The sequence below is a fragment of the Streptosporangium sp. NPDC006013 genome (assembly GCF_040614275.1).
Classification (GTDB): domain Bacteria; phylum Actinomycetota; class Actinomycetes; order Streptosporangiales; family Streptosporangiaceae; genus Streptosporangium.
This window is the reverse complement of record NZ_JBEXUE010000176.1, coordinates 1-18,206: the sequence shown is the minus strand read 5'-3', so window position 1 is coordinate 18,206 and position 18,206 is coordinate 1. Positions and strand designations below refer to the sequence as shown.

20 protein-coding genes are annotated in these 18,206 nt (G+C 70.4%); 9 read left to right on the top strand and 11 right to left on the bottom strand.

What is annotated here, in order from left to right:
• On the bottom strand, positions 1-247 hold a 247-nt coding region (locus tag ABZ260_RS25350; protein ID WP_355622271.1), incomplete at its 3' end, for a hypothetical protein.
• On the opposite strand from ABZ260_RS25350, the gene iscB reads away from it, so the two are divergent.
• From iscB to ABZ260_RS25335, 3 genes are all read left to right on the top strand, one after another.
• Positions 221-1,576 (top strand): RNA-guided endonuclease IscB, encoded by a 1,356-nt coding sequence (gene iscB, locus ABZ260_RS25345; RefSeq protein ID WP_355622262.1) that lies wholly within the window; start codon positions 221-223, stop codon positions 1,574-1,576. The two genes, ABZ260_RS25350 and iscB, sit on opposite strands and share 27 nt — an antisense overlap.
• Positions 1,576-2,226, top strand: a complete 651-nt coding sequence (locus ABZ260_RS25340; RefSeq protein WP_355622259.1) for an SRPBCC family protein — start codon at positions 1,576-1,578, stop codon at positions 2,224-2,226. The genes iscB and ABZ260_RS25340 overlap by 1 nt, the downstream gene beginning before the upstream one ends.
• 348 nt (positions 2,227-2,574) lie before the next feature.
• Positions 2,575-2,997, top strand: a complete 423-nt coding sequence (locus ABZ260_RS25335; RefSeq protein ID WP_355622256.1) for a cold shock domain-containing protein — start codon at positions 2,575-2,577, stop codon at positions 2,995-2,997.
• 156 nt (positions 2,998-3,153) lie between these two features.
• Here ABZ260_RS25335 and ABZ260_RS25330 read toward each other — a convergent pair whose 3' ends face one another.
• Positions 3,154-3,774: a S1 family peptidase gene (locus tag ABZ260_RS25330; RefSeq protein WP_355622253.1), complete on the bottom strand. Its 621-nt coding sequence runs from the start codon at positions 3,772-3,774 to the stop codon at positions 3,154-3,156.
• Positions 3,775-3,853: 79 nt separating this feature from the next.
• On the opposite strand from ABZ260_RS25330, the gene ABZ260_RS25325 reads away from it, so the two are divergent.
• The gene (locus ABZ260_RS25325; RefSeq protein ID WP_355622268.1) at positions 3,854-4,546 is read left to right on the top strand and encodes a serine hydrolase domain-containing protein; all 693 of its coding nucleotides are present in this window, start codon (positions 3,854-3,856) and stop codon (positions 4,544-4,546) included.
• Between the two features lie 139 nt (positions 4,547-4,685).
• On the opposite strand, the gene ABZ260_RS25320 is transcribed toward ABZ260_RS25325, so the two are convergent.
• From ABZ260_RS25320 to ABZ260_RS25300, 5 genes are all read right to left on the bottom strand, one after another.
• The gene (locus ABZ260_RS25320) at positions 4,686-5,366 is read right to left on the bottom strand and encodes a hypothetical protein (protein ID WP_355622250.1); all 681 of its coding nucleotides are present in this window, start codon (positions 5,364-5,366) and stop codon (positions 4,686-4,688) included.
• Between the two features lie 243 nt (positions 5,367-5,609).
• The gene (locus ABZ260_RS25315) at positions 5,610-6,815 is read right to left on the bottom strand and encodes an ABC transporter permease (RefSeq protein ID WP_355622247.1); all 1,206 of its coding nucleotides are present in this window, start codon (positions 6,813-6,815) and stop codon (positions 5,610-5,612) included.
• Complete coding sequence (locus ABZ260_RS25310; RefSeq protein ID WP_355622244.1) at positions 6,812-7,507, bottom strand: ABC transporter ATP-binding protein; 696 nt, start codon at positions 7,505-7,507, stop codon at positions 6,812-6,814. The genes ABZ260_RS25315 and ABZ260_RS25310 overlap by 4 nt, the downstream gene beginning before the upstream one ends.
• Positions 7,504-8,601, bottom strand: a complete 1,098-nt coding sequence (locus tag ABZ260_RS25305) for a peptidoglycan-binding domain-containing protein (RefSeq protein WP_355622241.1) — start codon at positions 8,599-8,601, stop codon at positions 7,504-7,506. Before ABZ260_RS25305 ends, ABZ260_RS25310 begins: the two co-directional genes overlap by 4 nt.
• Complete coding sequence (locus tag ABZ260_RS25300; protein ID WP_355622238.1) at positions 8,598-9,119, bottom strand: hypothetical protein; 522 nt, start codon at positions 9,117-9,119, stop codon at positions 8,598-8,600. Before ABZ260_RS25300 ends, ABZ260_RS25305 begins: the two co-directional genes overlap by 4 nt.
• 136 nt (positions 9,120-9,255) lie before the next feature.
• Here ABZ260_RS25300 and ABZ260_RS25295 point away from each other — a divergent pair, with 136 nt between their 5' ends.
• The gene (locus tag ABZ260_RS25295; RefSeq protein WP_350913772.1) at positions 9,256-9,912 is read left to right on the top strand and encodes a response regulator transcription factor; all 657 of its coding nucleotides are present in this window, start codon (positions 9,256-9,258) and stop codon (positions 9,910-9,912) included.
• Positions 9,909-11,123, top strand: a complete 1,215-nt coding sequence (locus ABZ260_RS25290; protein WP_355622235.1) for an ATP-binding protein — start codon at positions 9,909-9,911, stop codon at positions 11,121-11,123. The genes ABZ260_RS25295 and ABZ260_RS25290 overlap by 4 nt, the downstream gene beginning before the upstream one ends.
• 72 nt (positions 11,124-11,195) lie before the next feature.
• Here ABZ260_RS25290 and ABZ260_RS25285 read toward each other — a convergent pair whose 3' ends face one another.
• On the bottom strand, positions 11,196-11,981 hold the full coding sequence (locus tag ABZ260_RS25285) for a DUF72 domain-containing protein (protein WP_355622265.1): 786 nt from the start codon (positions 11,979-11,981) through the stop codon (positions 11,196-11,198).
• A 164-nt stretch (positions 11,982-12,145) separates the two neighbouring features.
• Positions 12,146-14,362 carry an FAD-dependent monooxygenase gene (locus ABZ260_RS25280; RefSeq protein ID WP_355622232.1) on the bottom strand — a complete coding sequence of 739 codons (2,217 nt, stop codon included), beginning with the start codon at positions 14,360-14,362 and terminating at the stop codon, positions 12,146-12,148.
• Between the two features lie 123 nt (positions 14,363-14,485).
• On the opposite strand from ABZ260_RS25280, the gene ABZ260_RS25275 reads away from it, so the two are divergent.
• Entirely contained in the window at positions 14,486-15,253 is a 768-nt protein-coding gene (locus ABZ260_RS25275; RefSeq protein ID WP_355622229.1) for an IclR family transcriptional regulator, read from the top strand.
• 157 nt (positions 15,254-15,410) lie between these two features.
• Here the strand turns inward: ABZ260_RS25275 and ABZ260_RS25270 are convergent, their stop codons facing one another.
• Positions 15,411-16,160, bottom strand: coding sequence for a TetR/AcrR family transcriptional regulator C-terminal domain-containing protein (locus tag ABZ260_RS25270; protein ID WP_355622226.1), 750 nt, complete (start codon positions 16,158-16,160; stop codon positions 15,411-15,413).
• Between the two features lie 305 nt (positions 16,161-16,465).
• On the opposite strand from ABZ260_RS25270, the gene ABZ260_RS25265 reads away from it, so the two are divergent.
• A complete protein-coding gene (locus tag ABZ260_RS25265) occupies positions 16,466-16,843 on the top strand; it encodes a signal peptidase I (protein ID WP_350964975.1) in 378 nt (125 codons plus the stop codon).
• A gap of 58 nt (positions 16,844-16,901) precedes the next feature.
• On the opposite strand, the gene ABZ260_RS25260 is transcribed toward ABZ260_RS25265, so the two are convergent.
• Positions 16,902-17,048: a hypothetical protein gene (locus ABZ260_RS25260; protein ID WP_355622223.1), complete on the bottom strand. Its 147-nt coding sequence runs from the start codon at positions 17,046-17,048 to the stop codon at positions 16,902-16,904.
• A 99-nt stretch (positions 17,049-17,147) separates the two neighbouring features.
• Here ABZ260_RS25260 and ABZ260_RS25255 point away from each other — a divergent pair, with 99 nt between their 5' ends.
• Positions 17,148-17,972, top strand: a complete 825-nt coding sequence (locus ABZ260_RS25255) for an SDR family oxidoreductase (RefSeq protein WP_355622220.1) — start codon at positions 17,148-17,150, stop codon at positions 17,970-17,972.
• Positions 17,973-18,206: the final 234 nt, after the last annotated feature.

Here is an 18,206-nt window from a genome sequence, read left to right as displayed (position 1 = left end):
GAGCCACCGGCGGGTGCTTCCTCAGCCTGCCGCTCTGGAATCCGTGGGAGCAGACACGCCCGAGGGTGGGCACGAAACGGCTCACGGACACCGCCTCGCGGCGGTACCTGGTGTTCAACCTGGGCGAGGGGAGATCGAGCAGACCGGCACCCGGTCTACTCGGCGTCACCCCGACCCGGCTTCGGCTGGGAAGGGAGCGGGCACTCCAGCCCACCCGGTCGTGTTCGTCCTGGACAAGCACGGCCAACCGCTGCAACCCACGAGCCCTGCCTACGCGCGCAAACTCCTCCGTTCCGGCCGGGCCGTGGTTCACCGGCATACCCCGTTCGTCATCCGACTGAAGGACCGCACGGCAGCTGATTCCGTCGTGGCAGGCGTACAGGTCGGCATCGACCCCGGCTCCAAGCACACCGGCCTGGTGGTGTTCACCGAGCGCGACGGGAGCCGGACCGGCAGATACGCGCTCCAGCTCGACCACCGGGGCGCGGCGATCCGCGACAAGCTCACCGCCCGCTCGCGGTATCGGCGGCGACGCCGCAGTAAAAACCTGCGTTACCGCGCGCCCCGTTTCTCCAACCACACCAAGCCGAAGGGGTGGCTCGCGCCGTCGCTGCGACACCGCGTCGACACCACCATGTCGCAGGTGGCGCGGCTGACCCGGTGGGCGCCCGTCACCGCCGTCCACGTGGAGAAGGTCTCCTTCGACACCCACGCCCTATCAGCCGGACGGCCGCTCGAAGGAGCCGAATACCAGCAGGGCACCCTCGCCGGATACGAGGCCCGCGAATACCTGCTCACCAAGTGGGGGCGCGCTTGCGCCTACTGCGGCGCGAGCGGCGTACCGCTCAACCTCGACCACATCCACCCCCGCAGCCGGGGCGGCTCCGACCGGATCAGCAACCTCACCCTGGCCTGCATCGGCTGCAACCAGGCCAAGAACGCCACCCCCGTGCAGGAGTTCCTCAAGGACAAACCCGCCCTCCTCGCAAAAATCCTCAAGCAGGCCAAAGCGCCGTTGCGCGACGCCGCCGCCGTCAACACCACCCGCTGGGCACTGTGGCAGGCACTGCAGGCGACCGGCCTGCCCGTTCACACCGCCTCCGGCGGGCGCACCAAATGGAACCGCTCCCGCACCGGCGCGCCGAAGTCCCACACGTTGGACGCGCTGCACGTCGGCTCGCTCGACACCGTGACCACCTGGCCGTCCACCGTGCTCGTGGTCAAGGCGACCGGGCGCGGCACCTACGCCCGTACCCGCACCGACCGCTACGGCTTCCCCCGCCTGCGGCTGCCCCGGACCAAGCAGGTCAAGGGGTTCGCCACCGGCGACCTGGTCCGCGCGACCGTCCCGACCAGCAAGAAGGCCGGAGTCCACACCGGACGGGTCGCGGTCCGCACCACCGGAAAATTCAACATCACCACCCGGCACGGCACCGTGCAGGGCATCGGCCACCGCCACGTCCGCCTACTCCAACGAGCAGACGGCTACGGTTACACAACCCACCCGGAAGTGCGGCAGCGTGCCGCGTTTCCTCCCGACCCTGAAGGACCGGGTCTCCACGCTGGAGGTAATTGATGATCGATGTCACCGGGCAGATCAGTGCCGTACGGCGGCGGGTCGGCAGCCGCGTGCTCGAGGCGGGCGAGGCGCGTGTCGTGACCGTCAGCCAGACATACGACACCGAGATCGAAGACCTCTGGGACGCCTGCACCAACCCCGAGCGCATCCCCCGGTGGTTCCTGCCCATCTCCGGTGACCTGCGGCTCCATGGCCGCTACCAGCTTCAGGGCAATGCGGGTGGCAGGATCGAGCGTTGCGACCCGCCCAAGAGCTATGCCGCCACCTGGGAGTACGGCGGGGACGTCAGCTGGATCGAAGTCCGGCTGACGGCCGAGCCCGGGGGCGGAACGCGTTTCGAGCTCGAGCACGTCGCTCATGTCGACGACAGATGGGAGGAGTTCGGGCCCGGTGCGGTCGGCGTCGGCTGGGACCTGGGACTCGTGGGCCTGGCCGTCCACCTGTCGTCAGGACAGGCCGTGGACCCGCAGGAGGCCGGGGCGTGGGTGGCGTCCGACCAGGGCAGGGGGTTCATGGTTCTCAGCAGCCTGGGATGGTACGAGGCAGACGTCGAGGCGGGTGCGGACGAGGCCCGCGCGAGGGCCGCGGCGGATCGGGTCACGGCCGCCTACACCGCCCCGGCCGCTGAGGCTTCGAGCGAGCTCTGACGCATCGGCCGGCCGGGAGAGCCGGCGAACGGACGGCGAAAGCGGTCGAGGTGATCGTGGATCGATGCGCGCGGCGCGCCGTCCGGGCTAGCATCGGGTCGTCCGGCCTGAACGGGGACGGTGCGGGCCCGGTCTCTCGGCGGGCCCCGGCAGGCGGCCGGTGCCGGGACCGCCCACGGATCGGGTCGTGGATCCGGTCGTGGGGTGCCCGGGCGGTCGGGTGGTGGGAGGCAGAGCGATGAGGAGGAGAGCGGTGATCCGGCGCGACAGGCGGGCCGGATCCTTGGGCCGGAGGGTTCCGGCAAGATCATGTAGAGCGTTGCAATTCTCTGTGTAGGTGGTGTTGTGGTGGCAATCGGTACGATCCTCCGTTTCGACGAGGTGCGCGGATACGGTTTCATCGCCGCTGTCGGAGGAGGCGAGGATGTGTTCTTCCACGCCAACGACTTCGGTGAGAACCGGCATGTGGTTCAGCCGGGCCTCCGGGTGGAGTACGAGGTCATGGAGGGTGAGCGCGGCCTCAAGGTGTCGACGGTCAGCCTCGTGGATCCGCCGGTGCGCCGGCCGGTCGCGGTGACGCCTTCCTCGGTCGCCTCCCAGCAGCTCGGCGACGACGACGGCGTGTGTGACGTGCTGTCGGCGAAGTCCTTCAGCGGCGCGGTCACCGAGCTGCTCATCGAGCACGCGCCCACGCTGACGGGCGCGCAGATCGGGCAGGTCCGGCAGCATTTCCTGGCGTTCGCCCGATCCCATGGCTGGGTCGACGACTGACGCCTCTCGCGTGCGGCCCGCGGCCGCTTCGGTCGCCGAACGAGAACCAGCCGATGTCGGTGGGCGTCCGTCGCCGAGAGTGATGTGGGCCGTCCTGCTCGCTCCGCGGGCTGAGCGGTGCGGCGGAGATCGTCAGGACACCGGTCCCGATGGGCGTCAGAAGGGCCGAGGGGTCTCCGTGGAGGGCTGCACGACCACCAGGGACCTGTCCACCGGGACGGAGGCGACCAGGAGCCGGGTCGCCTCGGCGTGCCTGGACAGGATGACCACCTTGTTGCTCTTCACGTCGACGTAGCGGACGCTTCCTCCGGTCGGGTGGTTGGGCAGGGACTCGTCGAGTTTCTGCTTGATCGCCCTGAGCTTCGCGAGCGACGCGGCAACGACCTTGGGTCGGGCGCCCGCCGCGACGATGCGGGGGATGTCGGCGGTGCTGGTGGTGGCCACCACCAGGGTCTCGGAGAGGGTTCCCATGAGCCAGGATCCGCCGAAGCAGCCGCCGAGCATGTCGCGGAGCCTCGCTTCGACCACCGTCAGCCGGGCCTCGTTGCGCAGCCGGGTCTCGGCCTGTGCCCTGGTGAGACCGAAGTCGCGTTGGAGTGCTTCGATCATGCCCGGTGGTAGCCGTTTGATGGGATCGGGCGGTGGTTTCCGTTTCCCGGTGGACGAGGTGGCAAAGGCGCTCGCCTCCCGGACCGGGACGACAGCCGGGACGACCGACGAGGTAAGTGCGGTGAGCGTCAGAACACACCCTGCGGTGACGATGTGCCTACGGGACATGAGCCTCTCCTCGACTCCGGCTTCTCCGGACGTGAGGGGACCCCGCGCCTGCGGCTGGTGACGCGACACGGGTGATGTAATTCTAAGTCAGCCGTCGTCGGTCGACCACGCCCCCGGAACGAGGTACGCCTACTCGAACTACGGCTACCTGCTGCTTGAGAAGATCATCGAAAAGGTCAGCGGCCTGTCGTACGCCGACTATGTACAGCAGAAGGTCCTCGGCGCCGTCAAGATCAAGCGGATGGCGCTCGGCAGATCCGCGAAGAGCCAGAGGCGGTCGACGGAGGCTCCGTACTTCTCCGGGAAGACCGGGGCGACGGTGCTCGACACCTCCGGCACCGTGGTGCCCGCCCCTTACGGGAGCTTCAACATCGAGAACATGGCCGCGCACGGCGGCTGGCTCTCCTCCGCCGTCGACCTGGCGAAGTTCAGCACGATCTTCGACGGCGCGGGACCGCTCACCGCGGCGTCCATCACCAGGACGTTCGCCAAGCCGTCCATCGGGGTCAACGCGGACGGCTGGTACTACGGTCTGGGCTGGCAGGTGCGCCCGGTCACCGGCGGCATGAACACCTGGCACACCGGGTCGCTGCCCGGCACCTCGACCCTCATGGTCCGCAGGTACGACGGGCTGAGCTGGGTGGTGCTGTTCGACCAGCGTGACGACCCCTCGGGCCTCGGCTACGGCGACATCGACTCCCTGCTGCACAAGGCCGCGAACGCGGTCACCACCTGGCCGACCACCAACCTGTTCTCCACCTACGGCCTCTGAGTTCTGTGCCGCCTCCCCGGACGAGCCCGTATCCCGGGGAGGCGGCCCGCACCATGACGACCGCATGGTGTTCTGTGGATCTTCCCGTCCGTCGCGAGGCGTCCTTCAGTCGCGTCACCGGCCCGCCCGGTCGGTACGCCTAGTCCGGCAGGCGCCTGTTCCGTCCGCGCCGCCGGGAGAACCGCCACCCGGTGAAGGTGAGGCCGGCGCCCGTCACGGCCACCCCCGCGTAGATCCAGATCGGGATCGGCTGGCCGCCGCTGCCGGAGGCGTCCGGTGCAGGAGTGGCGACGGCCGTCGAGGGCGGGGTCGCCGGGGGTGGGGTCGCCGTACCGAGAGCGGTGACGAGTTCCGCGGCGAGCGACTCCCCGCTCGGCAGGTCGTCCCCGGCACGCAACGCGGCATCACCCGGGCTGACCAGCAGGTTACCGGCACAGAGCGAGGTGTTCAGTGCCACCCCCGGATCGGCCGTGAGCAGGCCCGACTGGCCGGCGGCGGCGAACACCAGGTACCGCGACCCGGTGACGAAGTTGTATCCGCACGCGGCGCTGTCGGCGTTGGTGGCCACCTCGAACTCGGCGCTCGCCTTCCCCTTGTAGATCTGGTCGGCCCGGAAGGTGTAGACGACCGGCGGTGGGGGACCGAGCGGGTCTCCTTCGACCCGGCGAGCGGCCACCACCGTCCCGGTGAAGACGGCCGCCGCCCCCTTCACCTGCTCGGCCGGTTCGAGGAGAGCGCAGGAACAGGCACATGCCGTACCGGGAGCGATCACCAGGATCCCGGTCATCAGAAGCAGAACGACGAGTAGCCGATGTCTCATGCCCTCATGACGTACCCCTCCCCGCGATGGTTCGATGCCGGTGCCACCAACCCTCCACATCGACCGGGTTCTGGCCCACCACTGGAAGATCCTTAAGGTCGAACCTCGGAGGCCGGGGATGACGGCCGTTCACTTCCGGAGCCCGGACGATCTCCAGGAGGCTCTTGCCCCATTGCTCACCGCCGACCACAGGCCGGTCCCTCCGTCGTAGTCGAACACGTCACCCACAGCTTCCTCGTACGGCTATGGCTGCGTCAGCGCCTCGGTGGGCGACAGGCGGGAGGCGCGGATCGCCGGGTACAGGCCGGCCAGCACGCCGATGACCAGCGTGGCGCCCATCCCGCCGAGCACCGCCCACGCCGGGATCACCACAGGCCACGACACCGAGGTGACGTATCCCGCCGTGACCGCCACGCCCAGCAACGCGCCCGCGATCCCGCCCAGCGCCGACAGCAGCAGCGACTCGGCGAGGAACTGGGTGCGGATCTGCCCCTTGGTCGCCCCCAGGGAGCGGCGCAGGCCGATCTCGCCGCGCCGTTCCAGCACCGAGATGACCATGGTGTTGGCCACCCCGACCCCGCCGACCAGCAGCGCCACCCCGCCCACGCCGAGCAGCAGCCCGGTGAAGGCCGCGTCGGCGGCCTGCTTGGCGGCCAGCGCGTCGGAGGGACGCGACACGTCGACCTCGTTGGGGGCCTCCGGGTTGGCGGTGGCGCCGAGCACCTGAGCAACCGCCTCCACCTCCGCGTCCCGCGAGCGGGTGTAGACGACGGTCGGGCGGCCGTCGAAGCCCAGCCTGGACTCGGCCACCGGCCAGCCGACCAGTGCCGCGGTGTCCAGTTCGGGCGCCAGCGGCGCCGGGGCCAGGATGCCGACAACGGTGAACCACACCCCGCCGACCATTACCTGGGTGTCGGGCCCCGCGTGGCCGATCCCGAGGCGTTGCGCGGTGACCGCGCCCAGCACCGTCGCCGGATAGGAGGCGGTGGCGGCGTTGAGCCAGGTACCGCTACGGATCTCAGCCCCGACGGTGGCGGGCAGCTCGGTCCGCGTGGCGTAGGTCGCGATCCCGTTCGTCTCCGCCTTGGGGATCTTTCCGGTGCGGTAGACGTCGGCGTCGGCCACCCGCCCGATGGCCGAGACCGACTCCACCGGAGCGATCCTGCCCACCATCGCCTCGGCTTCGGCCGGCAGCCTGGCCTGCTCGCCGGTCATCGTCGTGCCGGGCGAGACGGTCAGCAGGTTGGTGCCCAGCTCGGACAGGGTGCGGTCCAGATCGGCACGCGAGGAGGAGGAGATGCCGACCACGGCGACCATCGCGGAGATGCCGATGGCGATCCCCAGCGCGGACAGGAACGCCCGCATCGGCCGGGTGCGCAGGCCCACCACGCCCACCTTGAGCACATCGCGCGGCCACATCCCGGCCGGTCGCAGCATCTCGGCGGTCATCGCCCCACCTCCGAGACCGCGGCCTCGGGCCGCGCGCTGTCGAAGGTCACGCGGCCGTCGCGCATCCGCACCCGGCGGGGCAGTGACTCGGCGATCTCCCGGTCGTGCGTGATGATCACCACGGTGGTGCCTCCCGCGTGCAGGCCGCGCATCAGCTCCATCACCCCGGCCCCCGAGGCGGAGTCGAGGTTGCCGGTCGGCTCGTCGGCCAGCAGGAGCGGGGGGTCGCCCGCCACCGCCCGCGCCACCGCGACGCGCTGGCGCTCGCCGCCGGACAACTCGTGCGGCTCATGGTCCATCCGGTGGCCCAGCCCGACCCGCTCCAGCGCCGCCGCCGCCCTGCGCCGCCGCTCGCTCGGCCGCAGGCCGGAGTAGAGCAGCCCGTCGGCCACGTTGTCCAGCGCCGTGACGCGCGCGGCGAGGTGGAACTGCTGGAAGACGAAGCCGATCCGGGTGGCCCGCAGCGCCGACAACCCGGCGTCACCGAGCCTGCCCACCTCGTAGCCGTCGATGCGCACGCTGCCCGTGGTGGGTCGGTCCAGGGTGCCGAGCACGTTGAGCATGGTGGACTTGCCCGAGCCCGAGGGGCCCACGATGGCGACGAGCTCGCCGGCGCCGATGTCCAGTGAGACGCCGGCCAGCGCGGTGACGCCGCCGGGATAGACCTTTGTCACGTCGCTCAGCGAGATCACTTCGGCATCCCCACGACGGCTCCCTCGGTGATCCCGTCACCGGAGATCTCCACCTGGCCGGCCGCGAACAGGCCCGTCGTGACCGGGACGTAGGAGGACGTCGAGCCGTTGACGATCTCGACGCCGAAGCCGCCCTCCCGCAGCGCCAGCAGCGCGGCGACCGGGACGGCCAGCACGTCCTTGCGCCTGCCCGCGGTGAAGGTGACATCGACCGAGGCCATGGCGTAGGCGGCGGCCGCCTTCTGCGCCTTCCCACCGCGCAGTTCGACGACCACCTCCACGCTGGTCGTGGGGCTCTGGCCCTGGCCACCCGGCTTGATCACGGTGGACACCTCCTTGACGCGGCCGCCGATGGTGGTGTCGTCGGGGAGCGTGACGGTGACCTTGCCGCCCTTTTTGGCCAGTCGCTGCTCGGAGGCGTCGAGCTCGACGGTGACGGCCTTGGCCGTGCCGGAGTAGGTCAGCACCTTGCGTCCCGGGCCTGTCGGGTCGCCCTCTCCCGCCTGGAGGCTTTCGACGCGGATCGCGCCGGGGGCGAACATCACCCGGCCGAGTTCGACCTCGCCGCTCTCCTCCAGCCCCCGGTCCTCCTGCCACTGCCTGACGGCCTCGGCGGTGGAGTAGGTGTACTCGTCGTCGACCGTGAAGCCGGTGTAGCCCAGCGCCTTCAGATTCCTCTCCAGTTGCTTGACATCGGGGCCCTCGTCGCCGATCCGCATCGTCCGGTAGGCGGGCAGTGTGCCGTACATCAGCACGACCGGCCTGTCGTCCACCTGGTACAGCGCTCTGCCACGGGTGACACGGTCGCCGGTGCCCGGCAGGTGGGTGAGGGTGCCGGGCAGCCGGTTGGTGGCGGTGCTGGTGGTGCCGTAACCGAGCGCGCCGTCGGCGGTGTGCGTGTCGGTGAGCGTCTGCCTGGTCACCGGGGCGGTCTTGGGCGGCAGCCGGGTGGCGGGGGCGTCGGCCGCGGTGCCGTCGCCCATGCCCAGCACGCCGGCGGCGGCCGCGCCGCCCACGGCCATGGCGACGATCGCCAGGACGATCTTTCCACCGCGGCGCGCGCGACGTCGTGGACGGGTCTCCTCCGTGGTCACTGCGGGCCGCCGGCCGTCATGATGTCCTGGCACTTCTGCTGGGCGGCGGGGAAGTCGGGGTCCTCACCGATCTCGGGGGTGATCATGATGCCGCGCTGGCCCGGCTTGGGGTCGGGGAAGCTCTCCAGGCCGTTCTCGCGCATGCAGGCCGCGTAGGCGCGGCCTCGCTCCTCCGCCTTGGGGTCGGCGGCCCCGGACTTGTCGCCCTGCGGGTTGAACTCCTGACATGCCTGCATGGCCTTGTCCACCGTGGCCCTGTCGACGCCGCTGTTCTTGTCGAACTTGAGCTGGATGCGGCCCCCCTCCGGGTCCTCCATGGGCACGCCGTTCTCCCGCATGCACTGGGCGAACCTCACTCCCTTCTCCTCCTGGCTCAGGGTCGGGGCGGCGCTGCCGCCCGCCTGCTTGGCCCCGCCGTCGGCCGAGGCCACCGTGCCGGTTTCGGGCGCGGCACCGCATCCGGTCACGGTCAGGGCCAGTAGCAGTGCCGCCAGCGCATGGTGCGTCCGCAGTCGCATGGTGTCGTCTCCTCAAGGCGCGGCCGGAGCGTTTCCGGCCCTTCGGGAGGTGATGCAAGCGGGTGCGGTGTTTCCCCGGCGTTTCCAGGAACGATCGCTAACGTGGAGGAAACGCCGGGGCGGCCACCATGGAGGCATGCGAGTTCTGGTGGTGGAGGACGAGCCGTTGCTCGCCGAGGCGATCGCGGAGTGGCTGCGCGAGGAGACCCACGCGGTCGACGTCGCCCTCGACGGAGCGGCGGCGCTGGAGCGGGCGGGCGTCAACGACTACGACGTGGTCGTGCTGGACAGGGACCTGCCGGCCGTACACGGCGACGAGGTCTGCCGGGAACTGGTCGAGGCGGGGACCGGCGCGCGGGTGCTGATGCTGACCGCGGCCGCCGAGATCACCGACCGGGTCGAGGGCCTGTCGCTGGGCGCCGACGACTATCTCAGCAAGCCGTTCGCCTTCCCCGAACTGGCCGCCCGCGTGCTGGCGCTCGGGCGCCGGTGCCGCCCCGCCACGCCGCCGGTGCTGCGCCGCGCGGGCATCACCCTGGACCCCGCACGCCGCGAGGTGTTCCGCGACAGCCGCTACGTGCCGCTGGCCAAGAAGGAGTTCGCCGTGCTGGCCGAGCTGCTGCGCGCCGACGGCGCGGTGGTTCCCGCCGAGTACCTGCTGGAGAAGGCGTGGGACGAGTACGCCGACCCGTTCACCGGTGCCGTCAGGCTCACCATCCTCAAGCTGCGCCGCAAGCTCGCCGACCCCCCGGTCATCGAGACCGTCACCGGAGTGGGGTATCGCATCCCGTGAGGTCCCGGACACTGCTGCCGCGCCGCATCACGCTGCGGGCCCGGCTGACCCTGATCTACGGCGGGCTGTTCCTGGTGGCCGGGATCGTGCTGCTCGGTACCACCTACACACTCTTCAGCCAGCAGCTCACCTCCAAGACAAAGATCATCACCATCGGACGCTCGACGCCCACCGCCGACGTCATGTACGGCCCGCCGTCGGCCACCCGGTTTGGCGCGGAGCAGGCGGAGCAGTGGATGAGGCAGCAGCAGAGCACCCTGCACGAGGCCGCCACCACCTCGATGCTCACCCTGGGCGGCATCGCGCTGCTGGTCGTCGGCGGCGCCGCGGCGGGTTTCGGCTGGCTGGTCACCGGCCGGGTCCTGGCACCCCTGCACCAGGTGACCGAGACCGCCAGGCGGATCGCCGCGGCCCCCGCCGCCGACCGGGGACTGCACGAGCGGATCGCCCTGCGCGGGCCCGACGACGAGGTCAAGGATCTGGCCGACACCTTCGACGTCATGGTCGAGCGGCTGGACCGCTCCTTCGACGGGCAGCGGCGCTTCGTCGCCAACGCCTCCCACGAGCTGCGCACCCCGCTCACCCTGGGCCGGGCGCTGGTCGAGCTGGCCATGCACCGCAAGTCGGCCTCCGAGGACGTCAAGCAGCTTGGCGAGAACCTGCTGGAGATCAACATCAGGCACGAGCGGCTCATCGTCGGGCTGCTGCTGCTGGCCGGATCGGAGAACGAGATCACCGAGCGGCTTCCCGTCGATCTGGCCGACGTGCTCAGCCATGTCGTGGTGCAGTGCGCGCCCGAGGCCGGGCAGGCCGGGATCGAGATCACCGAGCACGCGGGGGAGGCGCTCACGCTGGGGGATGCCCTGCTGCTTGAGCGGATGGTGCACAACCTGGTGGAGAACGGAGTGCGGCACAACGCCAAGGAGGGCGGTTGGGTGCGGGCGACCAGCCGTGTCAGAGCCGACGGCAGGGCCGAGGTCGAGGTGAGCAACAGCGGGCCTGCGGTGCCGCCGTACGAGCTTCCCGCGCTGTTCGAGCCGTTCCGGCGGCTGGGCGCCGAGCGCATGGTCACCGCCAAGGGGGCAGGGCTGGGCCTGTCCATCGTGCGCTCGGTGGCCCGCGCGCACGGGGGTGAGGTCGCCGCCCGCCCGCGGGCCGGCGGCGGCCTGGTGGTGACCGTCACCCTGCCGGGCGGTGGCGAGCCTGGCTGATTCTCCGTGTGCCTTGACGTCCTCCCCGGTCTGAAGGCCGAAGCACTGGCCCGCATTCCGGTAGCGGGAGCGTCACCGGGCGAGCGCCGTTTCCTCGGGTGCCTGGATCCGGGCCGGCGTGCGACTCACCGGCCACCCCTCGGCGCGCGCGAGTTCCGCGTATCGGACGGCGTTGCGCACCGCGGCGCCGCCCGGATCGTTGTTGAAGTACACATGGACATCGCAGCGCTCATCCCATTCCCGGCCCAGGCGGCGCAGCCAGGAACGGAGCGCGCCGTCGCCGTACGCGGGCCAGGGGTGTGCTCGGCCCTCGTGGAAGCGCAGGTAGGCCCAGTCGGTGGTCCGCCACAGGGGTGTCTGCGGGCGGCCGAGCCGGTCGGCCCAGCACAGGGCCGCACCGTGGGCTGACAGCACCTCGCGGACGGAATCGCTCCACCATGACGCGTGCCGGAACTCGACGGCGACCCGCACATGGGCGGGAAAGCAGCGAAGGCACGCGGCGAGCCTGCCGGGATCGGCCGGCAACGTCGGCGGAAGCTGCAGGAGGATCGGCCCGAGCTTGGCTCCCAGCCCCTCGGCCGCCGCCAGCAGGCGCTCGACGGGTTCCTCGGGATCCTTCAGCCGTCTGACATGGGTGAGGAAGCGGCTCGCCTTGATCGCCATGACGAACGTGTCCGGGGTGCGGTCCCGCCACTTCTCGAACGTCTCGCGCGCCGGCAGCCGGTAGAAGGTGTTGTTGTTCTCGGTCGTCTCGAAACACTCGGCATACCGCTCCAGCCACAGCCGCTGGGGCAGGCCAGGCGGATAGAGCGCCCCGCGCCAGTCGGCATACTGCCAGCCAGACGTCCCCACCAGCATCATGACAGCTCAGCCCCGTCGATTCCGGCCCTCCACCAGCAGAACCTGCCCGCCACCGCGGCCCCCACACGGGCCACCGCCCACCTTCCCCGCCGGCGATCCCCTCAGCGTCCTCCGTCGCTCTCTCCGTAGGCTTGCTCGACCCGCACCACGAGTTCCCCCGATCAGAAGCGCTCCGGTGGAGATCCACCGCCTGCGTGGCTCCCTTCCGGAGCGCCGGTCCGCGTGGACGTGGCGAGCGCGGCGGACGCGGCGAGGAGTTCGGCCTCCGCGAGTTGCCCGGGCAGGCCGAGCAGGTCGGTGAAGCGTGACCACTCCGTACCCGTCCGGTCGGACCTTCCGGTGCTCCGGATGGCCTGGTAGGTCTGGGCCGCGGCCTGCGCGGAGGCGAGGATCGGCGCGACCGGATAGATCAGCAGACCGACCCCGCACTCCTGGAGAATCCGGGTCGGCGGCAGTGCGGAATGATCACCCGCCTCACTGAGATTGATCATCAGTGGAGTGCCCGGGACGGCGGCGCGGATGGTACGCAGCGACTCCTCGGTGTAGGCGCCCTCGACGAAGACGAGATCCGCGCCGGCGGCGGCGTAGGCGCGCACCCGCGCGAGCGCGGATTCGAGGCCCTCCACGGCCAGCGCGTCCGTACGGGCGATGACCAGGGTGGAGCGCCGGCGGGTGACGGCCATCTCGATTTTGGCGACCATCTCCTCGATCGGGACGACCTGGCGGCCGCTCGTCTGCCCGCAGCGCTTCGGCGCGACCTGGTCCTCGAACTGAACCGCCGCGGCACCCGCGTGTTCGAGCCTGGTGACGGCCGCACCGACCTGGAGCACGCCGCCGTAGCCGGTGTCGCCGTCCACGATCAGCGGGAGGTCGCTGATCGAGGCCATCCGGCGTACCTGCTCCGCCATCTCGGCCAGGCCGAGGTAGCCGAGATCGGGCTGGCCGAGGGCGACCGCCGACACCGCGGAACCGGAGACGTACGCGGCCGCGAAGCCGGCCTTCTGCACCGCCCTGACCGTCACACCGTCGTGGGCGCCGGGCGCGAGAACCGGTCCGTGGCACAGCAGCTCGGAGAGCCGGCGGCCTGCGGGACGGTCCCCTTCGCGTACCGCGTGCAATTCACGCGCGAGGCGGCCGAGGGTGATACGCAACGAGGTGAACATCGCCGACCGGCGGAGATGCCGCCGTTTGTCGAGCAGGTCCCGATCCATGGCGGACAGCGACTCGGCACGCGCCTCACGCTCGGCGTCGTCGTCCTCACGCATCGAGTCGTAGTTCCGCTGCGCGGCGGCCTGTACGTGGTTGAGCGCGGCGTCCCGGCGCAGCTCGCTGTAGAGCCGGGCGACATGGTCGGCGTCGGTTCCGCCGAGCGCGGCGTCGATACAGAGCGCCGCGGCCCACGCGTCGTGGATGCCACTGTTCATGCCCATGCCGCCGAGCGGGTTGTTCACATGGGCGGCGTCACCGGCCAGCAGGATCCGCCCGACCGCGAACGTCGCGGCGGCCCGCATGTTGACCTTGTAGATCGAGGCGTGCGGGATGTCGTACGGCTCCGGCCTGGCCACGATCCGCTGCAACCGGTCCTGCGTCACCGCCGCGGACAGAGCGTGCTCGTCGCTCTCCGCGTCCCGCACCGGGAACAGCACGCGCCAGTGGCCGGGGGTGCGCAGCAGCACACCCCACTCCTGTGGATCCGAGATGTACGACACGTACGCCAGGTCCGGGAGGTCCGCGCGGAAGTCGTGGGTGGTCGACAGGACCAGGAAGCGCTCGTCGTAGGTGCGCCCCTCGAAGGAGATGCCCAGCGACCTGCGAATGCTGGACTGCGCGCCGTCCGCCGCGACCAGCCAGCGGGCGAGGATCGGGTGGTCGCGGTCGGTGTCCGGCAGGAAGATCCGGGCGTGCCGGTCGCCCTGCTCGACCCGCTGGACCGGGCTGGAGAACCGCAGGGTCACGTTCGGCATCGGCAGGAGCCTGTCGCGGATGATCCGGGTGAGGTTGTTCTGCTCGCTCTGCAGGCGGTACGGGTATCTCGTCTCATCGGCCAGCAGGGACATGTCCATCTCGGAGAGGACGGCGCCGGTCCGCTCCCGGTACTGGAAGACGGGCGCCTTGAGGCCGACCTCGTGCAGCTCGTCCACCACACCGAGCTGTTCGAGCAGCTCCAGGGAGGACGGGTGGAAGGTCGACGCCCGGGACTCCTCGGCGAGGTCGGGCCCGGCTTCCAGCACGAGCACCTGATGGCCGAGCTGGGCCAGTTTCAACGCGGCGACCATGCCGACCGGCCCCATGCCGGCGACCACGACGGTGTTCATGTCGTTGGCGGACGAGCCCTGGGGGACCCGCTCGTCGGCAGCAGAGGAGTCGATTATTTCCATAATGTGGTAACATCCTCACCATATTGTGGGATAAACCCTAATAAGCGTCCTGAAGATGCGTCAATATGACGACCCACCGTCTCGCATGGTGAAAACAGGCCGCCTCAGCCCCGAGGAGAGTGCATGACGGAGGAGTCGGCACACCGGGTCGCGGGCGCGGGTAGCGGCCGGAAGCTGCTCCAGACGTTGCTCTGCTTCACCGAGGCGCACCCGACCTGGACGGTGGCGGACCTGGCCGCGGAGCTCGGCCTCGCCACGACCTCCACCTATCGGTACGTCGCCCTGCTGAGGGAGGTCGGGCTGCTCGACCGCGCCTCCGGAAAGTCGTACCGGGTTACGGACCTGGCGCTGAACCTGGGACGGGCCTGTGAGGCCGCGCGGGCGCCGCTCACCGAGGCCGCCCTGCCCGTCATCACCCGGGTGCGCGATGAGATCGACGAGACGGTCCTGATCGCCCGTTCCGGGGGCGAGGCGGCCTACTGTGTCGAGCGCGCGGAGTCGCGCCGCCCGGTGCGACTGCAGTTCGACAAGGGGCAGCCGATGCCGCTCCACGCCGGCTCGATGTCACGGATCCTGCTCGCCTCGATGAGCCGCGCCGAGCGCGCCTCCATCCTCGCCGGAATACTACCCGGCCTGTCACCGGCCCGAGCCGCCCTCCTGTCGGACGAGGAACTGGACCGGACTCATCTGCGCGGCTGGACCGAGAGCTTCGAGGAGGTGGACGAGGGCATCTGGGGCACCGCGGCCGCGATCACCTCTCATGGAGCCGTGGTCGCGTCGATCGGCACCGCGGCCCCGATGTTCCGAACGGATCAGACACGTCGCGACCGCATGATCGAGCTCATCCGCGCCGCCGCGTCGGAGATCTCGCTGACGCTCTCCGCCGACTGAACCGCTCGCTCCCGCGGAGGGATTCCCACCCTTGATACAGATTCGACCCGAGGAAGGCAGGGCCATGTTCGCCCACATGTCAGCCTTGGGCTCCTTTTGGGAGTTCAGCCGAGCGGCGCGGGAAATCGCCATGGCCGACCGGTGGGAGCGCGGTCCTTCAGGCCGTGGTCCGGCGCGCGATGAGCGTTTCGACACCGTCGAGCAGGAGGTCGAGGCCGAAGGTGAAGTCGTCGTCGCCGACCCATTCGGCGTCGTCTCCGAAGGCATTGGAGTGGATCGCGGCGAACAGTTCGGGATAACCCTCCGGGTCGATGACCTCGGCGAGGACCTCGCTGTACTCCGCCATTCCCACGACCCCGGCGTCACCACCGCCCCCCCGCTCGCTGCTCATCCCGTGCACGAACGTGGCCTCACTGAGGGCGTACCCGCCGAGGGTGCTCGCGACGTTGACCCTCTCACCCGCGTCCAACCCCGTGTCGGCGAGTGCGGCCAGCGCCCGGTCGAGCCAGCGTAGGCTCCGCGGCCCCATGGGCGGGGTGAGGCGGGCGACGAGCAGCATCCACGGCCTGGCGAGGAGGAAGTCACGGTTGGCGCGGGTCCATGTCACGAGGTACTCCCGCCACGGCAGCCCGCCGAGTTCGGGGGGTTCGGGGACCGCGGCGTCGGCCATGACCGTCAGCAACTCCTCCTTGCTGCCGACATAGCGATACAGGGACATCGTCGCCACCCCCACGCGGGAGGCGACGCTGCTCATCCGGACGCCCGGCAACCCCTCGGTGTCGGCGATCTCGATCGCGGCGGCGATGATCCTGGCCGCGTCGAGGCTCGGTCGCGGCCCGTGGCGCGACACGGCCTCGCGCCCCCACATCCGCGCCACGACGGGGGGCAGCGCACGCTCCTCTGCCATGACGCCTCCGTTCCTCCTCGCCCGGTTGCCCGCCGCGAGTCGAATTCGATGATCCGTTGGTAACGTGACCCAAGTGTAGAACCACGCACTCTGTACGACATATGCTGTACCCAATACGTAGACCTCGACATCGATCAACCTCCGCGAGCGTAGGGTTCAGCGCGACGGCGCCGCCCATGCCCCGCCGGCACAAGAACGATCACCACGGGCGGCCTGCCCCGCTTGGGGCCTTGATGATCCGCCTCTGATCGCCCCGGAGCCGTTTCCCGAGTGGAAAGACGGGTGCCGTGCTAGCGTCACGCTCCGTGCTGGAGAACGTGTACGTGGGTAGTGCGGACGTGGATGCGGCCGATGACCGCGGTTGGCTGCTCGGACATTTCAAACCGACCGATGACGTCCGGCACAGCGGTGATGTCGAGATCAAGTGGGGCGTCCATCCGCGTGGCGACGAGCGTGCGCAATGGGTCACCGGCGAGAAGCGTACGGCGCTGCTCATGTTGATCAGTGGCCGTTTCCGGGTGGAACTGCCAGGACGTAGCGTGCTGTTGGCCAAGCGGGGGGACTACGTCGTGTGGGGTCATGGTGTCGATCACTCCTGGTACGCAGAGGAGGAATCGGTGGTGCTCACCGTCCGCTGGCCGTCCGTTCCGGGTTACGCGGTCCCTGACCGGGAAATCGGATAGCCGATCAGACCGGAGCGGCGTGGCCGACGGCGAACGGAGACGGCCACCCGCGCCGTGTTCACACCATTTCGAGAGGCTTTTTCTCTTCAAGGTCAGAGACCGACGCCCCAAGGACGAACTGGACTTCGCCGAGACACTGCCGCTGCTGACCGAAGAGCAGCGGCGCCGACTGGACGGGGCACTGGCGATCGAGCGTGGCGAGCATCCCCGACGGGCGTACCCACTGCCGTGACCGGTCCCCGTCCGGGCGGGCGGTGGGGAAAACCGGTGGCCGGTCCGCCCCTGCGGGTGCCAGGATGCGGCCATGATCGATCCTCGGCTGACCGGCCGGGTGGCACTGGTCACCGGCGCGAACCAGGGCATCGGCGCGGCGACCGCCATCGCGCTGGCCGCGTGTGGAGCGGCGGTGCTGCTCACCTACAAACGACTGGACCCGGCCGAGCACATCGACGATCCGGCCTTCCCCGACGCCTACGGCAGGCTGCGGGCACAGAGCGCCGACGAGGTCGTGGCCCGGATCCGGGCCGGTGGCGGCCGGGCCGAGGCCATCGAGGCCGACCTGGCACAGCCGGACGTCGCGAGCCTGCTGTTCGACCGGGCACAGGCGGCCTTCGGGCCGGTGGAGATCCTGATCAACAACGCCAGTGGCTGGCTGGCCGACACCTTCCTGCCCAGCGCGCGCGACCGCTTCGGGCGCGCGCTGCGCCCCGTCGACGCCGACTCCCATGACCGGCAGTTCGCGGTGGACGTGCGCGCCCCTGCCCTGCTGATCGCCGAGTTCGCCCGCCGCCACGTAGGCCGCGGCGCCACCTGGGGCCGGATCATCGGTCTCACCTCTGGAAGCTCCGGCGGCTTCCCCGAGGAGGTCTCGTACGGCGCGGCCAAGGCGGCCCAGGAGAACTACACGATGTCCGCCGCCGCCGAACTCGGTCGCCACGGCGTCACCGCGAACATGGTCCACCCACCCGCCACCGACACCGGCTGGATCACCCCGGTCGTCGAGGAGGCGGTCCGCGCGAACAGCCCGCTGCGGCACGTCGGCCGGCCGGAGGAGGTCGCCGAGGTCATCGTCTTCCTGGCCTCGCACCAGGCCCGTTACATCACCGGGCAGCTCATCCACATGTCCTGAGCGCGTCCTCACCGGTCAGCCCTCTCGCGGTCGGGTCCGGCCGACTCCCGCGGGTCGCCGGTGACAGGGTCCGGACATCACCCGGTTCGACGTCGGTGGCGGGTACATCGATGCCCTCCATGCGATCGGCGGAGATCCACCAAAGTGTTGATCTTCGGCAGTGCGGCGTCTACGCGACCGGTGGGGTTGGGCGTTGGGCGCCGCCTCGTGGGCGGTCACAAACTGAAACACAGG

Coding starts and splice junctions, on each gene's coding strand:
- ABZ260_RS25255 (WP_355622220.1), top strand. CDS start 17,148: ATGATCGATCCTCGGCTGACCGGCCGGGTGGCACTGGTCACCGGCGCG.
- ABZ260_RS25300 (WP_355622238.1), bottom strand. CDS start 9,119: ATGCGACTGCGGACGCACCATGCGCTGGCGGCACTGCTACTGGCCCTG.
- ABZ260_RS25315 (WP_355622247.1), bottom strand. CDS start 6,815: ATGACCGCCGAGATGCTGCGACCGGCCGGGATGTGGCCGCGCGATGTG.
- ABZ260_RS25295 (WP_350913772.1), top strand. CDS start 9,256: ATGCGAGTTCTGGTGGTGGAGGACGAGCCGTTGCTCGCCGAGGCGATC.
- ABZ260_RS25285 (WP_355622265.1), bottom strand. CDS start 11,981: ATGCTGGTGGGGACGTCTGGCTGGCAGTATGCCGACTGGCGCGGGGCG.
- ABZ260_RS25275 (WP_355622229.1), top strand. CDS start 14,486: ATGACGGAGGAGTCGGCACACCGGGTCGCGGGCGCGGGTAGCGGCCGG.
- ABZ260_RS25270 (WP_355622226.1), bottom strand. CDS start 16,160: ATGGCAGAGGAGCGTGCGCTGCCCCCCGTCGTGGCGCGGATGTGGGGG.
- ABZ260_RS25280 (WP_355622232.1), bottom strand. CDS start 14,362: ATGGAAATAATCGACTCCTCTGCTGCCGACGAGCGGGTCCCCCAGGGC.
- ABZ260_RS25260 (WP_355622223.1), bottom strand. CDS start 17,048: ATGCTCGCCACGCTCGATCGCCAGTGCCCCGTCCAGTCGGCGCCGCTG.
- ABZ260_RS25330 (WP_355622253.1), bottom strand. CDS start 3,774: ATGTCCCGTAGGCACATCGTCACCGCAGGGTGTGTTCTGACGCTCACC.
- ABZ260_RS25340 (WP_355622259.1), top strand. CDS start 1,576: ATGATCGATGTCACCGGGCAGATCAGTGCCGTACGGCGGCGGGTCGGC.
- ABZ260_RS25320 (WP_355622250.1), bottom strand. CDS start 5,366: ATGAGACATCGGCTACTCGTCGTTCTGCTTCTGATGACCGGGATCCTG.